Annotated in this window: 18 protein-coding genes and 1 tRNA gene; 13 read left to right on the forward strand and 6 right to left on the reverse strand. The window is 64.8% G+C overall.

The window, feature by feature from the left end; all coding sequences use genetic code 11:
* A partial coding sequence (locus A8G08_RS00525) for a DUF4334 domain-containing protein (protein ID WP_068268914.1) occupies positions 1-408 on the reverse strand: 408 nt, incomplete at its 3' end.
* Between the two features lie 151 nt (positions 409-559).
* On the opposite strand from A8G08_RS00525, the gene A8G08_RS00530 reads away from it, so the two are divergent.
* Genes A8G08_RS00530 through A8G08_RS00550 form a run of 5 tightly spaced genes read left to right on the forward strand, consistent with a single transcriptional unit; the run spans position 560 to position 5,975 of the window.
* On the forward strand, positions 560-2,062 hold the full coding sequence (locus tag A8G08_RS00530) for a CoA-acylating methylmalonate-semialdehyde dehydrogenase (RefSeq protein WP_068268895.1): 1,503 nt from the start codon (positions 560-562) through the stop codon (positions 2,060-2,062).
* 4 nt (positions 2,063-2,066) lie between these two features.
* A complete protein-coding gene (locus A8G08_RS00535) occupies positions 2,067-3,206 on the forward strand; it encodes an isobutyryl-CoA dehydrogenase (RefSeq protein ID WP_068268897.1) in 1,140 nt (379 codons plus the stop codon).
* Positions 3,203-4,288: an enoyl-CoA hydratase/isomerase family protein gene (locus A8G08_RS00540; RefSeq protein ID WP_068268898.1), complete on the forward strand. Its 1,086-nt coding sequence runs from the start codon at positions 3,203-3,205 to the stop codon at positions 4,286-4,288. Before A8G08_RS00535 ends, A8G08_RS00540 begins: the two co-directional genes overlap by 4 nt.
* Positions 4,285-5,199, forward strand: a complete 915-nt coding sequence (mmsB, locus tag A8G08_RS00545) for a 3-hydroxyisobutyrate dehydrogenase (protein ID WP_068268900.1) — start codon at positions 4,285-4,287, stop codon at positions 5,197-5,199. The genes A8G08_RS00540 and mmsB overlap by 4 nt, the downstream gene beginning before the upstream one ends.
* Positions 5,199-5,975, forward strand: a complete 777-nt coding sequence (locus tag A8G08_RS00550; protein ID WP_068268902.1) for an enoyl-CoA hydratase — start codon at positions 5,199-5,201, stop codon at positions 5,973-5,975. Before mmsB ends, A8G08_RS00550 begins: the two co-directional genes overlap by 1 nt.
* An 86-nt stretch (positions 5,976-6,061) precedes the next feature.
* Here the strand turns inward: A8G08_RS00550 and A8G08_RS00555 are convergent, their stop codons facing one another.
* Positions 6,062-6,595, reverse strand: coding sequence for a MarR family winged helix-turn-helix transcriptional regulator (locus A8G08_RS00555; protein WP_068268903.1), 534 nt, complete (start codon positions 6,593-6,595; stop codon positions 6,062-6,064).
* 61 nt (positions 6,596-6,656) lie between these two features.
* The gene (locus A8G08_RS00560; protein ID WP_068268904.1) at positions 6,657-7,058 is read right to left on the reverse strand and encodes a hypothetical protein; all 402 of its coding nucleotides are present in this window, start codon (positions 7,056-7,058) and stop codon (positions 6,657-6,659) included.
* 127 nt (positions 7,059-7,185) lie between these two features.
* Between A8G08_RS00560 and A8G08_RS00565 the strand changes: the two genes are divergently transcribed.
* From A8G08_RS00565 to A8G08_RS26440, 6 genes are all read left to right on the forward strand, one after another.
* Positions 7,186-7,256 (forward strand) — tRNA-Cys (locus tag A8G08_RS00565).
* 283 nt (positions 7,257-7,539) lie between these two features.
* Positions 7,540-8,439: a restriction endonuclease gene (locus tag A8G08_RS00570; RefSeq protein ID WP_068268909.1), complete on the forward strand. Its 900-nt coding sequence runs from the start codon at positions 7,540-7,542 to the stop codon at positions 8,437-8,439.
* A 143-nt stretch (positions 8,440-8,582) separates the two neighbouring features.
* The gene (locus tag A8G08_RS00575; RefSeq protein WP_068268911.1) at positions 8,583-9,059 is read left to right on the forward strand and encodes a hypothetical protein; all 477 of its coding nucleotides are present in this window, start codon (positions 8,583-8,585) and stop codon (positions 9,057-9,059) included.
* Positions 9,060-9,335: 276 nt separating this feature from the next.
* Positions 9,336-9,980, forward strand: a complete 645-nt coding sequence (locus A8G08_RS00580) for a recombinase family protein (RefSeq protein ID WP_084435837.1) — start codon at positions 9,336-9,338, stop codon at positions 9,978-9,980.
* Positions 9,980-11,104: an Arm DNA-binding domain-containing protein gene (locus A8G08_RS00585; protein ID WP_084435838.1), complete on the forward strand. Its 1,125-nt coding sequence runs from the start codon at positions 9,980-9,982 to the stop codon at positions 11,102-11,104. Before A8G08_RS00580 ends, A8G08_RS00585 begins: the two co-directional genes overlap by 1 nt.
* The gene (locus A8G08_RS26440) at positions 11,067-11,444 is read left to right on the forward strand and encodes a tyrosine-type recombinase/integrase (protein ID WP_084435839.1); all 378 of its coding nucleotides are present in this window, start codon (positions 11,067-11,069) and stop codon (positions 11,442-11,444) included. The genes A8G08_RS00585 and A8G08_RS26440 overlap by 38 nt, the downstream gene beginning before the upstream one ends.
* Here the strand turns inward: A8G08_RS26440 and A8G08_RS26940 are convergent.
* The 3 genes from A8G08_RS26940 to A8G08_RS00595 form a co-directional block, all read right to left on the reverse strand.
* On the reverse strand, positions 11,441-12,274 hold the full coding sequence (locus A8G08_RS26940) for a hypothetical protein (RefSeq protein WP_157108337.1): 834 nt from the start codon (positions 12,272-12,274) through the stop codon (positions 11,441-11,443). The genes A8G08_RS26440 and A8G08_RS26940 overlap by 4 nt on opposite strands.
* Before the next feature lie 622 nt (positions 12,275-12,896).
* Complete coding sequence (locus A8G08_RS26945) at positions 12,897-13,181, reverse strand: hypothetical protein (protein WP_157108338.1); 285 nt, start codon at positions 13,179-13,181, stop codon at positions 12,897-12,899.
* Positions 13,182-13,400: 219 nt separating this feature from the next.
* Positions 13,401-14,672, reverse strand: coding sequence for a lipase family protein (locus tag A8G08_RS00595; RefSeq protein ID WP_068268913.1), 1,272 nt, complete (start codon positions 14,670-14,672; stop codon positions 13,401-13,403).
* 181 nt (positions 14,673-14,853) lie between these two features.
* Between A8G08_RS00595 and A8G08_RS26950 the strand changes: the two genes are divergently transcribed.
* Both A8G08_RS26950 and A8G08_RS00600 read left to right on the forward strand, forming a co-directional pair.
* Complete coding sequence (locus tag A8G08_RS26950) at positions 14,854-15,009, forward strand: hypothetical protein (protein WP_157108339.1); 156 nt, start codon at positions 14,854-14,856, stop codon at positions 15,007-15,009.
* 567 nt (positions 15,010-15,576) lie between these two features.
* The coding region (locus A8G08_RS00600; protein ID WP_483757001.1) for a type 1 glutamine amidotransferase family protein at positions 15,577-15,840 on the forward strand (264 nt) is incomplete at its 3' end.

Consider the following 15,840-nt stretch of genomic DNA (forward strand, 5'->3'; position numbering starts at 1 on the left):
GATGCCCATAAGGGTGTTGGCGTCGACCCTCTTGAAGTGGTCGAAGATCGGCGCGCCGTTGTAGACCATGGTTGCCGTGACCTCGCCGCGGAACTCGATGTTCCACAGCGTTGCTTCGCCATTGCCCGTCTTCTTGTCCGAGTACAGGTTGCCGCCGGCGTCGCGGCAGATCAGCGGCTTCGCGTCGAAGGCGCTGACGAACGTCTTGCCGAACCACTGGCTCGCGATCAGCTGATCGTGCAGGCGATGACCGGTGGCGAAGTCGTCACCCTTCCACTCGCCGAGGATGTCCTCGGCGCGGGCGGGGGCGAGCCGGGCCCACAGATCGTCGAGTTCGGCGGGCGACACCCCGGACTCCTGGGCGCGCAATTCGTCGAACTTTTGGCGGGCAGCAGTTGTGGCAACCATGGCTATGGACTCTCTCACTCGACCGGTAGCGGGATCAATCCGATGTGGACATTGATGGACGTCCAACTATAGGATGGTAGACATCCTTAACTCGCAGGCGGCCTCGTTTGGCAGCCCAGCCCATGACGCGAATCAAAGAATGGATGGACCAATGGTTCGACAACTGACGCACTTTGTCGGTGGCAAGCACATCGAAGGAACCTCGGGCCGCTTCGCTGACGTCTTCGCCCCGAATACGGGCGAGGTCCAGGCCCGCGTGCCGTTGGCGACCACCGCAGAGGTGCAGGCCGTCATCGCCAACGCCGCCGAGGCGCAGAAAGAGTGGGCGGCGTTCAACCCGCAGCGTCGCGCACGCGTGCTGATGCGCTTCCTCGCCCTCGTTCAGGACGAGATGGACTCGCTTGCGGAGCTGCTGTCCTCCGAGCACGGCAAGACCGTGCCCGACGCGAAGGGCGACATCCAGCGCGGCCTCGAGGTCATCGAGTTCGCTACCGGTATCCCGCACCTGCTCAAGGGCGAGTACACCGAGAGCGCCGGCACCGGCATCGACGTCTACTCGATGCGCCAGCCGCTCGGTGTCGTCGCGGGCATCACCCCGTTCAACTTCCCGGCGATGATCCCGCTCTGGAAGGCCGGCCCGGCGCTGGCGTGCGGCAACGCCTTCGTGCTCAAGCCGTCCGAGCGTGACCCTTCGGTGCCGCTGCGCCTGGCGGAGCTGTTCATCGAGGCAGGCCTGCCCGCCGGCGTCTTCAACGTCGTCAATGGCGATAAGGAAGCGGTCGACGCGCTGCTGCACGACGAGCGGATCAAGGCCGTCGGCTTCGTCGGCTCCACCCCGATCGCGCAGTACATCTACGAGACGGCGACCGCGAACGGTAAGCGCGCGCAATGCTTCGGCGGCGCGAAGAACCACGCGATCGTCATGCCGGACGCCGACCTCGACGATGTCGCGGATCAGCTGATCGGCGCCGGCTACGGCTCGGCCGGTGAGCGCTGCATGGCGATCTCCGTCGCTGTGCCCGTCGGCGAGGAGACCGCGGACAAGCTGGTCCAGAAGCTGACCGAGCGGGTCCGCAAGCTCAACATCGGCCGCAGCGATGAGAAGGGTGTCGACTTCGGCCCCCTCATCACCAGGGAAGCCGTCGAGCGCGTCACCAACTACGTGCAGATAGGCGTCGACGAGGGCGCGGACCTTGTGGTCGATGGCCGCGGCTTCAAGGTCGAGGGCGCGGAAGACGGGTTCTTCACCGGCGCAACGCTGTTCGACAAGGTCACGCCGGAAATGCGGATCTACAAGGAAGAGATCTTCGGCCCCGCCCTCATGGTTGTGCGCGCGCACGACTACGAGGAGGCGCTGCGGTTGCCGTCCGAGCACGAGTTCGGCAACGGCGTTGCGATCTTCACCCGCGACGGTGACACCGCGCGTGACTTCGCGACCCGCGTCCAGGTCGGCATGGTCGGCGTCAACGTCCCGATCCCGGTGCCGATCGCGTACCACACGTTCGGTGGCTGGAAGGCGTCCGGATTCGGCGACCTGAACCAGCACGGCCCGGATTCGATCAAGTTCTACACCAAGACCAAGACGGTCACGCAGCGCTGGCCCTCCGGACTCAAGGAGAACGCCGACCACTTCGTGATCCCGACCATGGACTAGGCCCATGTTCCAACTGAGCGACGACGAGCGCGCGATCGTCGAGACCGCGCGCGACTTCGCCGACGAGTACCTCGCACCGAACGCGGTGGAGTGGGACGAGACCAAGCACTTCCCGGTCGACGTCCTGCGCAAGGCCGCGGGACTCGGGATGGGCGGCATCTACATCCGGGAGGACGTCGGTGGGTCCGGCCTGCGCCGCCTGGACGCGGTACGGATCTTCGAGCAGCTGGCCACCGGCTGCCCGGCGATCTCGGCGTACATCTCGATCCACAACATGGCCACGTGGATGATCGACGAGTTCGGTTCCGACGAGCAGCGCCGGCGCTTCGTGCCCCGGCTCTGCTCGATGGAGCTGCTGTCGAGCTACTGCCTCACCGAGCCCAATGCCGGGTCCGACGCCGCAGCGCTGAGCACGAAAGCGGTGCGCGACGGGGACGACTACGTGCTCAACGGCGTGAAGCAGTTCATCTCGGGTGCGGGTACGTCGGACATCTACGTCGTGATGGCACGCACGGGTGACACCGGCGCCAAGGGCATTTCGACGTTCATCATCGAAAAGGACACGCCTGGGCTGTCTTTCGGCGCGAACGAGAAGAAGATGGGCTGGAATGCCCAGCCCACCCGGCAGGTCATCATGGAGGACGTGCGCGTTCCAGCCGAGAACCTGATCGGCGCCGAGGGCAACGGCTTCCGGATCGCGATGGCCGGGCTCAACGGTGGTCGGCTCAACATCGCCGCCGCGTCGATGGGTGGGGCGCAGTCGGCTCTCGACCGCACCGTCACCTATCTCCGCGAGCGGAAGGCCTTCGGCAAGCGGCTGGTCGACCAGCAGGCGCTGCAGTTCCGCCTCGCGGACATGCGCACCGAGCTCGAGGCTGGTCGCTCACTGCTGTGGCGTGCGGCCGAGGCGCTCGACCGCGACGCGGCCGACAAGGTCGAATTGTGTGCCATGGCAAAGCGATTCGCCACGGACGCCGGCTTCGAGGTCGCGAACGAGGCGCTGCAGCTGCACGGTGGCTACGGCTACCTCAGCGAGTACGGAATCGAAAAGATCGTGCGTGACCTGCGGGTGCACCAAATTCTGGAAGGAACCAACGAGATCATGCGAGTGGTTATCGCGCGAGCGGTGGTGGGCGCGGCATGACGGAGGCGCAGACCCCCGAGCCCGAAGTCATCATCGAAAAGCGGGACGGCATTGGCGCCATCACGCTGAACCGTCCGAAGGCCATCAACGCGCTCAACCACGCGATGGTCAAGGAGATCACCCCTGCGCTCCAGGCGTGGGCAGAGGACGACGAGGTTCGCGCGGTGGTCGTCACAGGCGCGGGTGACCGCGGACTGTGCGCCGGCGGCGACATCGTCTCGATCTACCACGACGCCAAGGCAGGCGGTACCGAAACGCCCGACTTCTGGCGCGACGAGTACATCCTCAATGCCCTTATCGCGCGCTACCCGAAGCCGTACGTCGTGGTGATGGACGGCATCGTGATGGGTGGCGGCGTCGGCGTTTCGGCGCACGGCAGCGTCCGGATCGTCACCGAGCGCTCGAAGATCGGCATGCCCGAGGTCGGCATCGGGTTGGTGCCGGATGTCGGCGGCACCTACCTGTTGCCGCGCTCGCCGGGCCAGACCGGTACGCATGTCGCGCTCACCACCTCCACGATGGGTCCGGGTGACGCGATCGCAATGGGCTTCGCCGACCACTTCATTCCGGTCGCCGACGTCCCGGACTTCCTCGATGCACTGCGCACCGATGCCGTCGACGCAGCGCTCGGGCGTTTCGCCGCGACGCCGCCGGAGGCAACGCTGCAGTCGCAGCGCGGCTGGATCGACGAGTGCTACGCCGGAGACGACGTTGAGGAAATCGTGCGCCGCCTGCAGGCGCATGGTGGTGAAGCGGCCGGCAAGGCCGCCGAGCAGATCCTGGGTAAATCGCCGATCGCGGTCAAGGTCGCGTTGAAGTCTCTGCGTCGCGCGGCGGCCCTGACGACGATCGAGGAGGTGCTCAACGACGAGTACCGAGTATCGCTGTCCTGCTTCGGATCTCACGACTTCGTCGAGGGAATTCGGGCCCAGGTGGTAGACAAGGATCGCAATCCGCAGTGGGTGCCGGCGGACCTGGCGAGCGTCGCAAAGAGCGACGTCGACGCGTACTTCGCCGACCTTGGTGATCGTGAACTCGGCCTGCGGCCGCCCGCAGTCGCCGGTGAGAAGGGACGGCAATGACATCTGCAGCTCCGGCCGACACCACCGTCGGCTTTGTTGGTCTCGGTCACATGGGCGGCCCGATGGCCGCCAACCTGGTCAAGGCCGGTTATCGCGTCGTCGGTTTCGACCTCGCGCCCGCAGCGCTCGAGCAGGCCGTGAAGGACGGCGCCTCGGTGGCGGATAGCTCCGACGCCGCGGTCGCCGACGCCGACATCGTGATCACCATGCTGCCCAGCGGCAAGCACGTGATCGACCTCTACAACGGCGGTCTGCTCGCGGCTGCCAAGCCCGGCACGCTGTTCATCGACAGCTCGACAATCGACGTCGCGGACGCCAAGACGGCGGCCGACCTGGCGCACAAGGCTGGTCACCGCGCCGTGGACGCGCCGGTGTCCGGTGGTGTCGCGGGTGCGGCGGCCGGAACTCTTGCGTTCATGGTGGGTGGCTCGGCGGAAGACTTCGAATCGGCCAAGCCGCTGCTGGACGTGATGGGCGCGAAGGTCGTTCATTGCGGCGACAACGGCGTCGGCCAGGCCGCGAAGATCTGCAACAACATGGTGCTCGGTATCTCGATGATCGCGATCAGCGAGGCGTTCGTGCTCGGTGAGAAGCTCGGCCTTAGCAACCAGGCGTTCTTCGATGTCGCGTCCAATGCGTCGGGCCAGTGCTGGTCGCTGACCAGCTACTGCCCGGTGCCGGGGCCCGTGCCGACCAGCCCTGCCAACAACGACTACGAGCCCGGTTTCGCCACAGCCCTGATGGACAAGGACCTCGGTCTGGCCGCGAATGCGCTGCGTGCCAATGGGGTCGATGGCCAGCTCGGGCTGCACGCCGCCGAGATCTACAACCGCTTCAAGCAGGAGAACGGCGGCAAGGACTTCTCCGCTATCGTGACGGAAATTCGTAACCGATCGGGAGAGTCTGCATAGTGAGCGAGTTCGAAACCATCCTGCTCGAGAAGAAGGGCCGAGTCGGGCTCATCACGCTGAACCGGCCGAAGGCGCTCAACGCGCTGAACAGCCAGGTGCTCGACGAGATCGTCGTCGCGCTCGACGATCTCGAGGCGGATCCGGGTATCGGCGCGATCGTCATCACCGGTTCCGAGCGAGCCTTCGCGGCCGGCGCGGACATCAAGGAGATGCAGCCGCAGTCCTACATCGACATGTTCATGGGGGACTTCTTCGCCCGCTGGGACCGGCTCGCCGCGGCGCGCAAGCCCACCATCGCGGCGGTCGCCGGCTACGCGCTCGGCGGTGGCTGTGAACTGGCGATGCTGTGCGACATTCTGATCGCGGCGGACAACGCCAAGTTCGGCCAGCCGGAGATCAACCTCGGTGTCATCCCGGGCATCGGCGGCTCGCAGCGGCTCACCCGTGCCGTCGGCAAGGCGAAGGCCATGGACCTCGTCCTGACCGGGCGCAACATGGGTGCCGAGGAGGCCGAGCGGGCCGGGCTGGTGTCCCGGATCGTCCCGGCAGATCAGCTCCTCGACGAGGCGATGAAGGCTGCCGAGACCATCGCGGCAAAGTCGTTGCCGGTCGCGATGATCGCGAAGGAAGCGGTCAACCGCGCGCTGGAGACGACGCTGGCCGAGGGCGTGCGCTTCGAGCGTCGCGTCTTCCACTCACTGTTCGCGCTCGAGGATCAGAAGGAAGGCATGGCGGCCTTCGTCGACAAGCGGGAGCCGGACTTCAAGCACCGCTGATTCGACTGTGGAACGAATGCGCGCCCTTGGGTGAAATCACCCGAGGGCGCGCATTTTTCTTGTCTGCGGGGCGTTCTGAAAGGGTGCTAGGTCCACTTCGTCGACTGCTCGCCGCTGTCGAAGTCGCCTGCGGCGCGGCGCAACTCGGCCAACGACCGAACGAGTATGTCGATGCGCTCCTCGGCGAGGCCGGGGACCGCGAAGACCCGCTCGTTCAGTTCCTTCGTCGCTTTCAGCGCGAGTTCCCGTCCCGCCTCGGTGATTTCGATCAGTGTCGCGCGCCGGTCACTCGGGTGCGGCACCCGCTTGACAAGGTGCGCCGCCTCGAGGCGGTCGACCGCATTGGTGACGCTGGTGGGGTGAACCTGTAGCCGCGCACTGGCTTTCGCCATCGGCAGAGCGCCAACCTTCGAGAAGTTGAGCAGCATCAAAAGCTCGTAGCGCGCGAACGTAAGTCCGGTGGGCTTGAGCACTTCGTCGACCCGGGCCATCATGATCTGCTGTGCGCGCATGACCGAGGTCACCGCGGCCATTCCATCCGCGACGTCGCCCCAGCCGTGGGCGGTCCACTGACGGTGGGCCTCCTCGATCGGGTCGAGTGGTAGCGGTTGGCTTGGCATGCCTCAATAATCGCACGCAGGCGATTTTTCGTGGTCACGCTGCCCGCGATAGTGCTTCCGGCTATTGCCGATCGACCTTCTCGGTGTCGCGCCGATGCGCACCGGCTTGCCGCTCATCTGTTGAGGTGCGTGAGTCCTTGTGGTCCACGCGCGGGTCGATCTTCGCGGCGCGCTCGAACTGCTCATCGACGTCCTTACGTGCTGCGGCAGCGTCGGCTTGCAGACGATCGGCCTGCAGGGACTTGGCGGCCGCATCGGCTTCGGCCTGTTTGGCGTCCGCCGCGGCCGTTGCGGCCCCAGCCTCACGCTGCTTGGCCTCGGCTTCGCGAAGCATCGCCTGCTGGCGCAGGTCTTCCGCCTTCGCCACGCGACGTCGGTGGCTGCTGCGGCGCGCTGCTATAGCGATCACTGCGAGAACGACGATCACGGCGACGACAATGACGGCTATGAGTACCGCGTCCATTGGTGGGCTCCTTTGCAGGTTGTGATGCGCGGATACCCGTAGGAGAAACCGGCAAACGCCGTGCTTTCGCTCCTGCCGATCGAAAGTATGGGCAGCGAACGAATCGGCTGGCAGTGTCGTCTGCACTGCGGGTGTGGCTGAGTGGCTAGGCACCGGCCTGCAAAGCCGTTTACACGGGTTCGAATCCCGTCACTCGCTCGCAGTGGACCCCCAGCGTGGGGGTCCTTTTGCTGGTTCGTTTCAGCAGGTCAGAGGCCTGGCGGTGCGCGCAACGCACCACCTTTTGCGCACCGCCAGGCACTAACCGATCACCCCTTGAATACCTGCGGCGGAGGTACAGCGGAGGTACGCGGGGTACTGCTCGAACGCCTGTGCGAAAGGTTTTTACGCCTCGGTGGGCCGGCGAGTATCCGCCTCGCGCCGCGCAGGGCCGACTAGCCCGAACTATGTGACAAGGCGATGTGCTGAAAGCGCATCTGACATGCTGCTAACCATGTCCGCACAGGTGCCGTCGTACTACGACCTGCTCTGGCCAGCACTCCAAACTGTTATCGAGCTAGGCGGTTCGGCTTCGATCGAAGAACTCGATGCCGCCGTCATCGAACGCGAGGGCCTGTCGCCGGAGGTTCAGGCAGTCCTGCATTCGGGCGGGCCATCGACAGAAGTGCAGTACCGACTCGCCTGGGCACGCACATATCTCAAGGGAATGGGACTGCTCACCAATAGTCAGCGCGCCGTGTGGAGCGTCACCGAGCAGGGTCGGGCGGCAACCGAGAATGAAATGCGGCCTCTGCACACCGCATTCGTCAACGAGTCACGTAAGAAGCGAGCCAAGAAACAGAAGCCAGCTGTCGCGGCTGGCGCGCAAGTCCCTGAACAGGGAGCGGACGCGAACGCGGAATCCGAATGGAAAGAGGCCCTCCTCGATACCTTGCTGAAGATGTCCCCGGCTGCGTTTGAGAGGTTGGCGCAGCGTCTATTGCGGGAGGAAGGCTTCGTCAACACCCACGTTACGGGGCGTTCTGGTGATGGAGGCATAGACGGTCAGGGCGTCTATCGGTTGTCGTTGCTGTCATTTCAGGTCTTCTTCCAATGCAAGCGATACGTAGGAAGTGTGGGGTCTGGTGCCGTGCGTGACTTCCGCGGTGCGATGGCCGGTCGCGGGGATAAAGGGTTGCTAATCACGACGGGCACGTTCACCAGTGATGCTCAGGCCGAGGCGACCCGCGACGGTGCACCGCCGATCGACCTGATTGACGGCGCCCGGCTGTGCGATCTCCTAAAGGACAACCAGATTGGAGTCACAACCACGAAAAGGTTGGAGGTAGACGTAGCGATCGACGCGGGTTATTTCCTTTCGCTTGAGCCGAAATCTGCGTAGCGCGCTGGCAGCGCACAGCACCGCGCCCGGTGTCTCCGATCGCACCGGGCGCGGACTCGGGGCAGGCCGATCCCCCGAGGCTTACGGTTTGAGCTTCCGTCCGGCCGAGGCAGTGCGGGCAGCACGGCGGCGCAGCCCCGCAGGTGAAGCAAGCCGCCCGTGTCCGGCTGGAAATGGCGGCTGACCGCATGGCGAAGAACCTTCTCAAGATCGCGGTGGACGACGATGTGGCCGACGGCGTGAAGCTGGCCGCTACCCGCGACGCGCTGGACCGCGCGGGCCTCGGCGCGAAGACGGCGGTGGAAGTGGAAGTCGGCCCGACCAAGGCGTACGAGCAGATCCTGGCGGCGGCGGTAACGGGCGGTAGCCGTGCCGACAGCCGCTCGCGCCGGGGCTACCCCGACGAGGGCGACATCGGAGCCGGCGACACCGGAGCCGACAACAGCAACCTTTGGGGCGCAACGGAACTGGACATCATCGACGCCGAGGTGGACGCCCGAGACGTCGGAGGCGTCGAGGCGGCACCACGCCATCGCGAGACCCCGGCCTCACCGGAGCCCGAGGGCTTGATGCCGCTGGAGCAGGCGCTCAGCATTCTCCACAACGCGCCGCAGCAGTAGCCGCGTGGCAACGCCACGGCAGCCGTAAACGGCCCTGGATTGCCCCGTAGCGGCATGGGCTTGCCCCAGCGGTGCCCACGGGTACCCCCGGTACCGGCACGGCGCAGCGGCGCGTCACGGCAGCACCACGAACAGTCAAGGGAGACAAGAATACTCGGTGTCAAGGAACCGTTGACGAGGGTAAGCTTGGGGGTGTAAGGGGCGTCACCAGCCTCGTGTTGCTACACCCCCACGGGGCAACTGCCCCAAGGTCAAACTTCCAGGGAGAGAACAGGTATGCGGATAATCGGGTACGTGCGGGTCAGTACCAAGGCGCAAGGTGACGACGGGTGGGGCCTCGCGGCTCAGCGAGAAGCGTTGGGGCGCTGGTGCGATACCAACGGGCACGAGCTGTTGACCGTGACGATGGATGCGGTCAGCGGGGCCAAGGCGGACCAGATGCACGGCAGGTCTGTGGCCATCGCCGCGATTGAGAACGGCGTTGCCGACGTGCTGCTGGTGCGGGCACTGGACCGCGCCACCCGCGACCAGCTGGACGCGGCACAGCTTTTCAAGCGGGCAGAGCGCTACGGGTGGCGGCTGATGGACTGCAACGGTGCCGACAGCGGCGACCCGAGCCAGCGTTTGGTCGCGGACGTGCGACTGGCCGTAGCAGCCGAGGAGCGCCGCAAGATTGCCGAGCGCACCCGCGAAGGACTTGAAGCGCAGCGGCAACAGGGACGAGGCAGGCTGATAGCCCCCGCGACCCAGCGCCGCATCCAGGTGCTGCATGCGGCAGGGCTCGGGGCCAAGGCCATCGCCAATCAGTTGACGGTAGAGGGCGTACCAACCGCCACCGGGGGCGACACCTGGCATTACTCCACCGTCCGCAGTGCGCTGAGGCGGCTCGGCCTGACGGCAGCGGCGCAGGCGGCGGCCTGATGGCGCACGTGCAGAAGCGCACCAACGGCGACGGCAGCACCGTCTACGTGGTGAAGTGGCGCACGCCAGACGGTAAGGGGCGCAGCAAGTCCGGATTCCGGACGAAGAAGCAAGCGGAGGCTTATGCGAACGACCTGGACCACAAACAGAACCGAGGCACCGCGTACGACCCGAGCGCGGGCAAGTTGCCTTTCCGAGAGGCGGCGCGGACGTGGCTGGAAAGCCGCGTAGACCTGAAGCCCCGTACGCGGCAGTCGTACGAGTACATCCTCAGCCCCACAGCGAGTCTCGATGCCACATTCGGCGGGTACGCGCTAAACAAGATCACCCGCGAGGGCATCGCCGCGTGGGCGGACCAGCGGGTACAGGCCGGTAAGCGCCCCAGCACTATCCGGCACGGGTACTTCGTGCTGAAGCAGGTGCTTGACCAGGCGGTAGCCGATGGCCGCATTCCGTCGAACCCGTGCGCCCATGTCAAGCTCCCGACAGACCGCACCGCCACGGCTGCGGTGTCGGCCGGCGGCTCCGCTCTCGCCAAGGCCGCGCGCCGGACACCGGATGGGGTGGTGGACCTGGCGCAGTTCCTCACAGCGGAGCAAGTCGCTGCCCTCGTAGAGGCAACGCCGTGGCCGTACGACGTGCTGGTGCACCTGGCTGCGTGGTCGGGGTTGCGGGCTGCCGAGCTGGCCGGGTTGCAAGTTGGCGACGTGCACCTGCCGTCGCCAAGGCTGACAACCCGCCCCGGCTCTGTTGACGTGCAGCGCACGGTGTTGGTGAAGTACGGGCCGCTGGCAACACCGGAAGCCAAGACGCCGGGTCGTCGGGCAGGCGAAACCAAGCCCGAGGTCGTCTACGACACGCCCAAGACCAGGGGCAGTCGGCGGCGGGTACCGCTACCGCCGCCTACGGTGGCGGTGCTAAGCGACTACCTGGCAGCGCATCCATTTGGACCGCGCCGCAACGGCAAGTTGAACCCCGGACCACGATCCGAGCGCACCGTTGTTTCCGGCGAGCCGATTACGGCCCATCAAGCCAACAGGCCGCAAGTCGCCGGTGCATACCAGCGGACCCCGCGTGGGGCACAGGATGACGGCTGCCGAGCAAGCCGCGCGGCAGCCGGTTGAAGGCGCGCAGGCCCGGCTGATCCTCGATTGGAAAACGCCTGTGTTGCAACGCAACTTCTACGGCGGGGTGTACCGGCCTGCGCTGTTGCGGGCCAACCTGGCTGGTGCCGGGATTGCGCCTGGGTGCACCTTCCACAGCTTGCGGCACACCTACGCCAGCCTATGCATCGCGGCGGGTATTCAGCCGTTCATGCTCAGCAAGTTCATGGGGCACGCCAACACCAACGTCACGTTGGGTGTGTACGCGCGCCTGTTACACGACGACCACTCCGAGGCAATGGCTGCGCTGGGCGCGATAAACGCTCCGGCAGCGGAGAACGTAGTGCGGTTGCGAGGCTAGAGCCCTAGAGCGCCCTTGCCGAGTGCGGCTATCATTCCGCCGAGTGCTCCGATCAATACCTTTGAAGCGAAGCTGTCGTTTTCCGGTGAGTCGCCAAGAATGACTTTTTCTACGCCATAGTGGGGATCTTCCTCTTGTCGTTCCAGGTCGCCGGAGACTGCTTCCACTATTTCCTCGATTGTCAAGGTGAGATCGCCAATTATTGGGCCCGATTGAACGGAAGGCCAATCAATTAGCGGCGGGCCAGACGTCGGAACCATCGAGTTGAGAAGGACGAGTTCTGGTCGGCCACTGTAGGCCCATTTTCCCTCGGTGTAATCCTCCAACTCTTTCCGCATTTGGTTAAACGCAAATGAATCAAAATACCAGTTCAGCTCATTACTGGCCTGACCTGTAATGTCTTCCATTCGAAGCCTTTCGACGGCACTTACAAGCTGCATACGTGAGTCGGCGTTTATCGCTCGCTTGGAGTTGTAATATCCGGGGAAGAAGAGATCCCACGTGTCTCCAGTTCGAATATCGAAGTAGTCCCGCGAATGTCGAAGTGTTTCAATCGGTGCAGTCCGCGGCTGGGCGAATACAAGTGCTACAACGCGCGGTGTCGCGACCGCCCGGTAATCGATCATCTGACGGTCGGTGCTTTCGGTGGCTATTAGGAACTCTGAGAGCGGCTCGCGGTCGCGTCGCTTCGCAAAGCGAATTTGTTCTCGGTGGCGCGCCGCTTTAAGGCGTTTGCGTTGGAGTTCTTGCTGATGTCGCAGCCGACCAACTACGGACCATGCATTCATGACCGGCGGCAGTGGGCCGTCCCAGGATGTGATCGCAAGCATATCGTGAGGCTACGCAACGTCCTGGTTGTGGATGTGGAGATTCACGCGCGCCGCGCTGGTGCCGGGGGTGTGGAGTCATCGGAGTGGCGGTGGTGGCCCCGAAAGGGTCGCATCTACCTCTGGTGATAGTGCAGCCGACAACTTGCATCGAACCCGTAGCCCCGGCTCGGGATGCTGGTCGCCGCCGCGCATGGAGGTACGGCGGAGGTACGGGTCGAGCCAGCGAACCGAGGGCAACCCCACGAAAACGCTGTTACCAGTGCAGATAAGCCTCTCTAGTTACCGCCAGCTAACGGCTCAACCGGCCTGCAAAGCCGTTTACACGGGTTCGAATCCCGTCACTCGCTCGCAGTGGGCCCCCAGCTTGGGGGCCCTTTTGCTGGTTCGTTTCAGCAGTCAGAGGCCTGGCGGTGCGCGCAACACCCCATCTTTGCGCACCGCCGGGCACCAACCGATCAACCCTTGAATACCTCCGGCGGAGGTACAGCGGACGTACGCCGCCGAGCCCTAGAACAGATCGTCGAATAGGCCCTACGCCAATTCAGTGGCCCCTACGTCAACCCATTGGTCAGTCCCAGCAAGCGGGATCACCACCCATGGACAAAGGTCCGCAGGGATCCAGTCACGAAAGTATGCTCGAGCCGTTGTTCCAGAGGTTCGCGATGATGTTTCCCGCAATCGCCGAAGCGTTAAGCCAAATCCCTAATGGTGTCGACGGATCAACCGACCCCGTCGAAGGGATGGTGCCGTTAAGCCAACCCCCTAATGGTGTCGACGGATCAACCGACCCCGTCGAAGGGACGGTGCCATAGGCCATGTGTTCTTGGGGCAGGGTGGTCGCTGCGGCAGGTCCGGCCGCTGCGATGAGGGCGGCACCAAGCACAACGGTGGCCAGGGTCTTGCGCATACGTTCTCCATATCTGCGAACTTCACCCAGGGGAGGTGAATTCGAGGCGCAGTATGTCCGAAGAATCCTGGTCTGTCGACCATTAAGGCCGACAGCATCCACCGAGAGAACGCGCTGCGTGGGCGTTTACACGGGTTCGAATCCCGTCACTCGCTCGCAGAAAGGGCCCTGCCGACCAAGGTCGGCAGGGCCCTTCACGTTGGGTGACTCAGTACTCGATCAGTCGATCGAGCAGCCCGAGATCGGCTTGTCGGCCAGACGATCCATGAGGTACGGGATGACCGGGCCGGCGTAGCCGTCGATCAGTTCGGGACCGAAGTGACCCGGAATCGTGGTGCCGGGCAGGATCGGCGGCAGTTCGTTGGTCCGGAAGGTCACCGTGGCGTTCTTGTCGCACCAGTCGTTGGCGAGTTGGCGTGCCTGGCCGTACGGAACGGTGTCGTCATTGCGGCCGCTGGTGATGAGCACCGGGGCCTTGGGACGCAGGTTGCCGATCCGCTGGTCGGCGAAGACCTTTGCGGACTCGGGGATCTCTTTGAGGTGAGCTGCGAGCGAGCGCCCGTCCTTGGTGAGGGTCGTTGTCTTCACGAACGGCTGCTGGAGCACGATGTCGCCGATGCAGCCCTCACTGGCCTTGTTCAGCACGGCGCGGCCCTGGGGCGAGACCGTCTCGTCGAGCGCGCGCTGCAGCTCCGGGTAGCGGGCGACGAAGCCGTTGATCGCGTACCCAATAGCGGCACCGATGAGCGCGCCGTCGATCCGGTCGATCACTGCGCGCAGGTCGGCAGTCGGGCCGCCGGCCCAGACACCCTTGACGTTCAGTTCCGGCGCGTACTCCGGCGCCAGCTCGGCCGCTGCGGCGGTCGCGCCGCCGCCCTGCGAGTAGCCCCAGAACAGCAGCGGGGTCTCCGGTCCGTACTTGCCGAGCTTCTGCGCCGCACGCGCGCCGTCGAGCACGGCGTGTGCCTGTTCGCGGCGGTTCGTGTAGGTGTGGATGCCGGGCGTGCCGAGGCCGACATAGTCGGTGACGAACACGCGGGCGCCCAGTGCGTGCCAGGTATCAACGGAGAGCGATTCCTGGCTGGCCGACAACGACAGCTTCTCCGGCTGGAGGGCCAGACCCAGGGACAGCGCGACCGATGCGGCGCACTGGTCACCCTGGCCCATCGTGCCCGGGGCGACGATGACAGTGGGACGCGGACCGGGACCCTGCCAAGGCGTGGTCGCCTCGACGTATACCCCGGAAACGGCGACCGGCGAGTCGTCCTGCAGACGCGAGGTGTACAGGACCTTCTGCGCGGGCACCGGCCACGGCCCGATCGGCGGCGCGGCGATCACCTGCATCGGTTCGGTCTTGATGATCGAGCCGACCGCGGTGTCGAACTGCGCCGGCGCGTAATAGAAGGCGCTGACCGGATTCGCAGCGGCCTGCGGCGCTCCAACAGCGGCGGCCACGATTGCAGTGGTGCATGCGAGTGCGGTGGCGAACAAGGTCCGGCGGCGGCGCTGTAATCGGTTCTGCAAGTTGACTCCCCTTTGGCAGCACCCGGGCACCGTCGCACGAGTGTCGTGGCCGACTCGGAGTCCGCGATCATGGCGGGCGCCACAAATCGGCTACCGGAAAGTAACAAGACGCGTGTCTTGTTATCTACCTGTGACCTGGAGTTACCTAGTGATCTTGATCACAGCGACGAGTTTCGCGATGCCGCAGCGCCGCCCGCTGGCCCTCTGGGGCTGGGTGATGGCCAAGGTGTTGCTCGGGACGGGTTGGCGGACCGGACATTTCGTCCGGGGTTCGCAGAATCCTCGGCTGGATTTCCGATATTGATCAAGACTTGAAGCGTTAACGGCAGCGATCGATCCCGTAGCGAACGGCGGGCTATTAATCGATTTCCAATTCAATTTCATTGCTGCCCAATGCCTCTCCTCCGGCGGAGTTCCTTATTCGAGTCGAACATGATGCGGTGCAGTCGAATTCGGCACACAGCGTTTCGCGCATTACAGGACTATGCCGGGAACAGCAAATAACAATCCTTATGGCCGATATGAGATGTACAGAAGTTCCTCGGGTCGTTGGCCCAATGCCGTTCGGCTACGGTTGCGCACGGGTCGGGGGGCCCGCCGCGAAAGTCTCGGCATTGCAGGCGGTCTCGAACCGAACTGGGGGGAGCGTTGGCCATCAACAGAATCGATCTGCCCGTGCTTCCTGCGCCATTGTTCGGGCCGGCGATGGGAATTCAGGGATTCGCGCTCGTCCTTTTCATCACGTCGGATGCGCTTCGCCCCGCTGCGGTGGCCCTCTCGGTCCTTTCGCTCACGGTGCTCGCGATAGTGCTGATGTTGCACGCAATCAGAGTCGTGTTGTACCCAAAGCAATGGACGTGTTCTGTTCATCTTGACCAGCCACGCCGACCTCGGCGGCGTCCGCAGCACCGGTTTCTATGTCAACGAAGCGGCCCACCCGTGGAAGGTTCTCACCGACGCCGGCTACGACGTTGACCTGGCTTCGGTCAAGGGCGGTGTCCCGCCGCAGGACGGCCGCGACGTCGACGACGCCGGCCAGAACGAGTTCCTCAGCGACCCGCGGATCGCCGCCCAGTTGGCCAATACCCGCACCGTTGCGGACTACAACCCGGCCGACTTCGACGCTGTGCTGTAC

Source organism: Aldersonia kunmingensis, assembly GCF_001646865.1.
GTDB lineage: Bacteria > Actinomycetota > Actinomycetes > Mycobacteriales > Mycobacteriaceae > Aldersonia > Aldersonia kunmingensis.

Bases quoted from the DNA above. Each gene is read 5' to 3' on its own strand.
- A8G08_RS00570 (WP_068268909.1), top strand. From the start codon at position 7,540: ATGCTGCTAACCATGTCCGCACAGGTGCCGTCGTACTACGACCTGCTC.
- A8G08_RS00580 (WP_084435837.1), top strand. From the start codon at position 9,336: ATGCGGATAATCGGGTACGTGCGGGTCAGTACCAAGGCGCAAGGTGAC.
- A8G08_RS00560 (WP_068268904.1), bottom strand. From the start codon at position 7,058: ATGGACGCGGTACTCATAGCCGTCATTGTCGTCGCCGTGATCGTCGTT.
- A8G08_RS00530 (WP_068268895.1), top strand. From the start codon at position 560: ATGGTTCGACAACTGACGCACTTTGTCGGTGGCAAGCACATCGAAGGA.
- mmsB (WP_068268900.1), top strand. From the start codon at position 4,285: ATGACATCTGCAGCTCCGGCCGACACCACCGTCGGCTTTGTTGGTCTC.
- A8G08_RS26940 (WP_157108337.1), bottom strand. From the start codon at position 12,274: ATGCTTGCGATCACATCCTGGGACGGCCCACTGCCGCCGGTCATGAAT.
- A8G08_RS00535 (WP_068268897.1), top strand. From the start codon at position 2,067: ATGTTCCAACTGAGCGACGACGAGCGCGCGATCGTCGAGACCGCGCGC.
- A8G08_RS00540 (WP_068268898.1), top strand. From the start codon at position 3,203: ATGACGGAGGCGCAGACCCCCGAGCCCGAAGTCATCATCGAAAAGCGG.
- A8G08_RS26440 (WP_084435839.1), top strand. From the start codon at position 11,067: ATGACGGCTGCCGAGCAAGCCGCGCGGCAGCCGGTTGAAGGCGCGCAG.
- A8G08_RS26945 (WP_157108338.1), bottom strand. From the start codon at position 13,181: ATGCGCAAGACCCTGGCCACCGTTGTGCTTGGTGCCGCCCTCATCGCA.
- A8G08_RS00585 (WP_084435838.1), top strand. From the start codon at position 9,980: ATGGCGCACGTGCAGAAGCGCACCAACGGCGACGGCAGCACCGTCTAC.
- A8G08_RS00555 (WP_068268903.1), bottom strand. From the start codon at position 6,595: ATGCCAAGCCAACCGCTACCACTCGACCCGATCGAGGAGGCCCACCGT.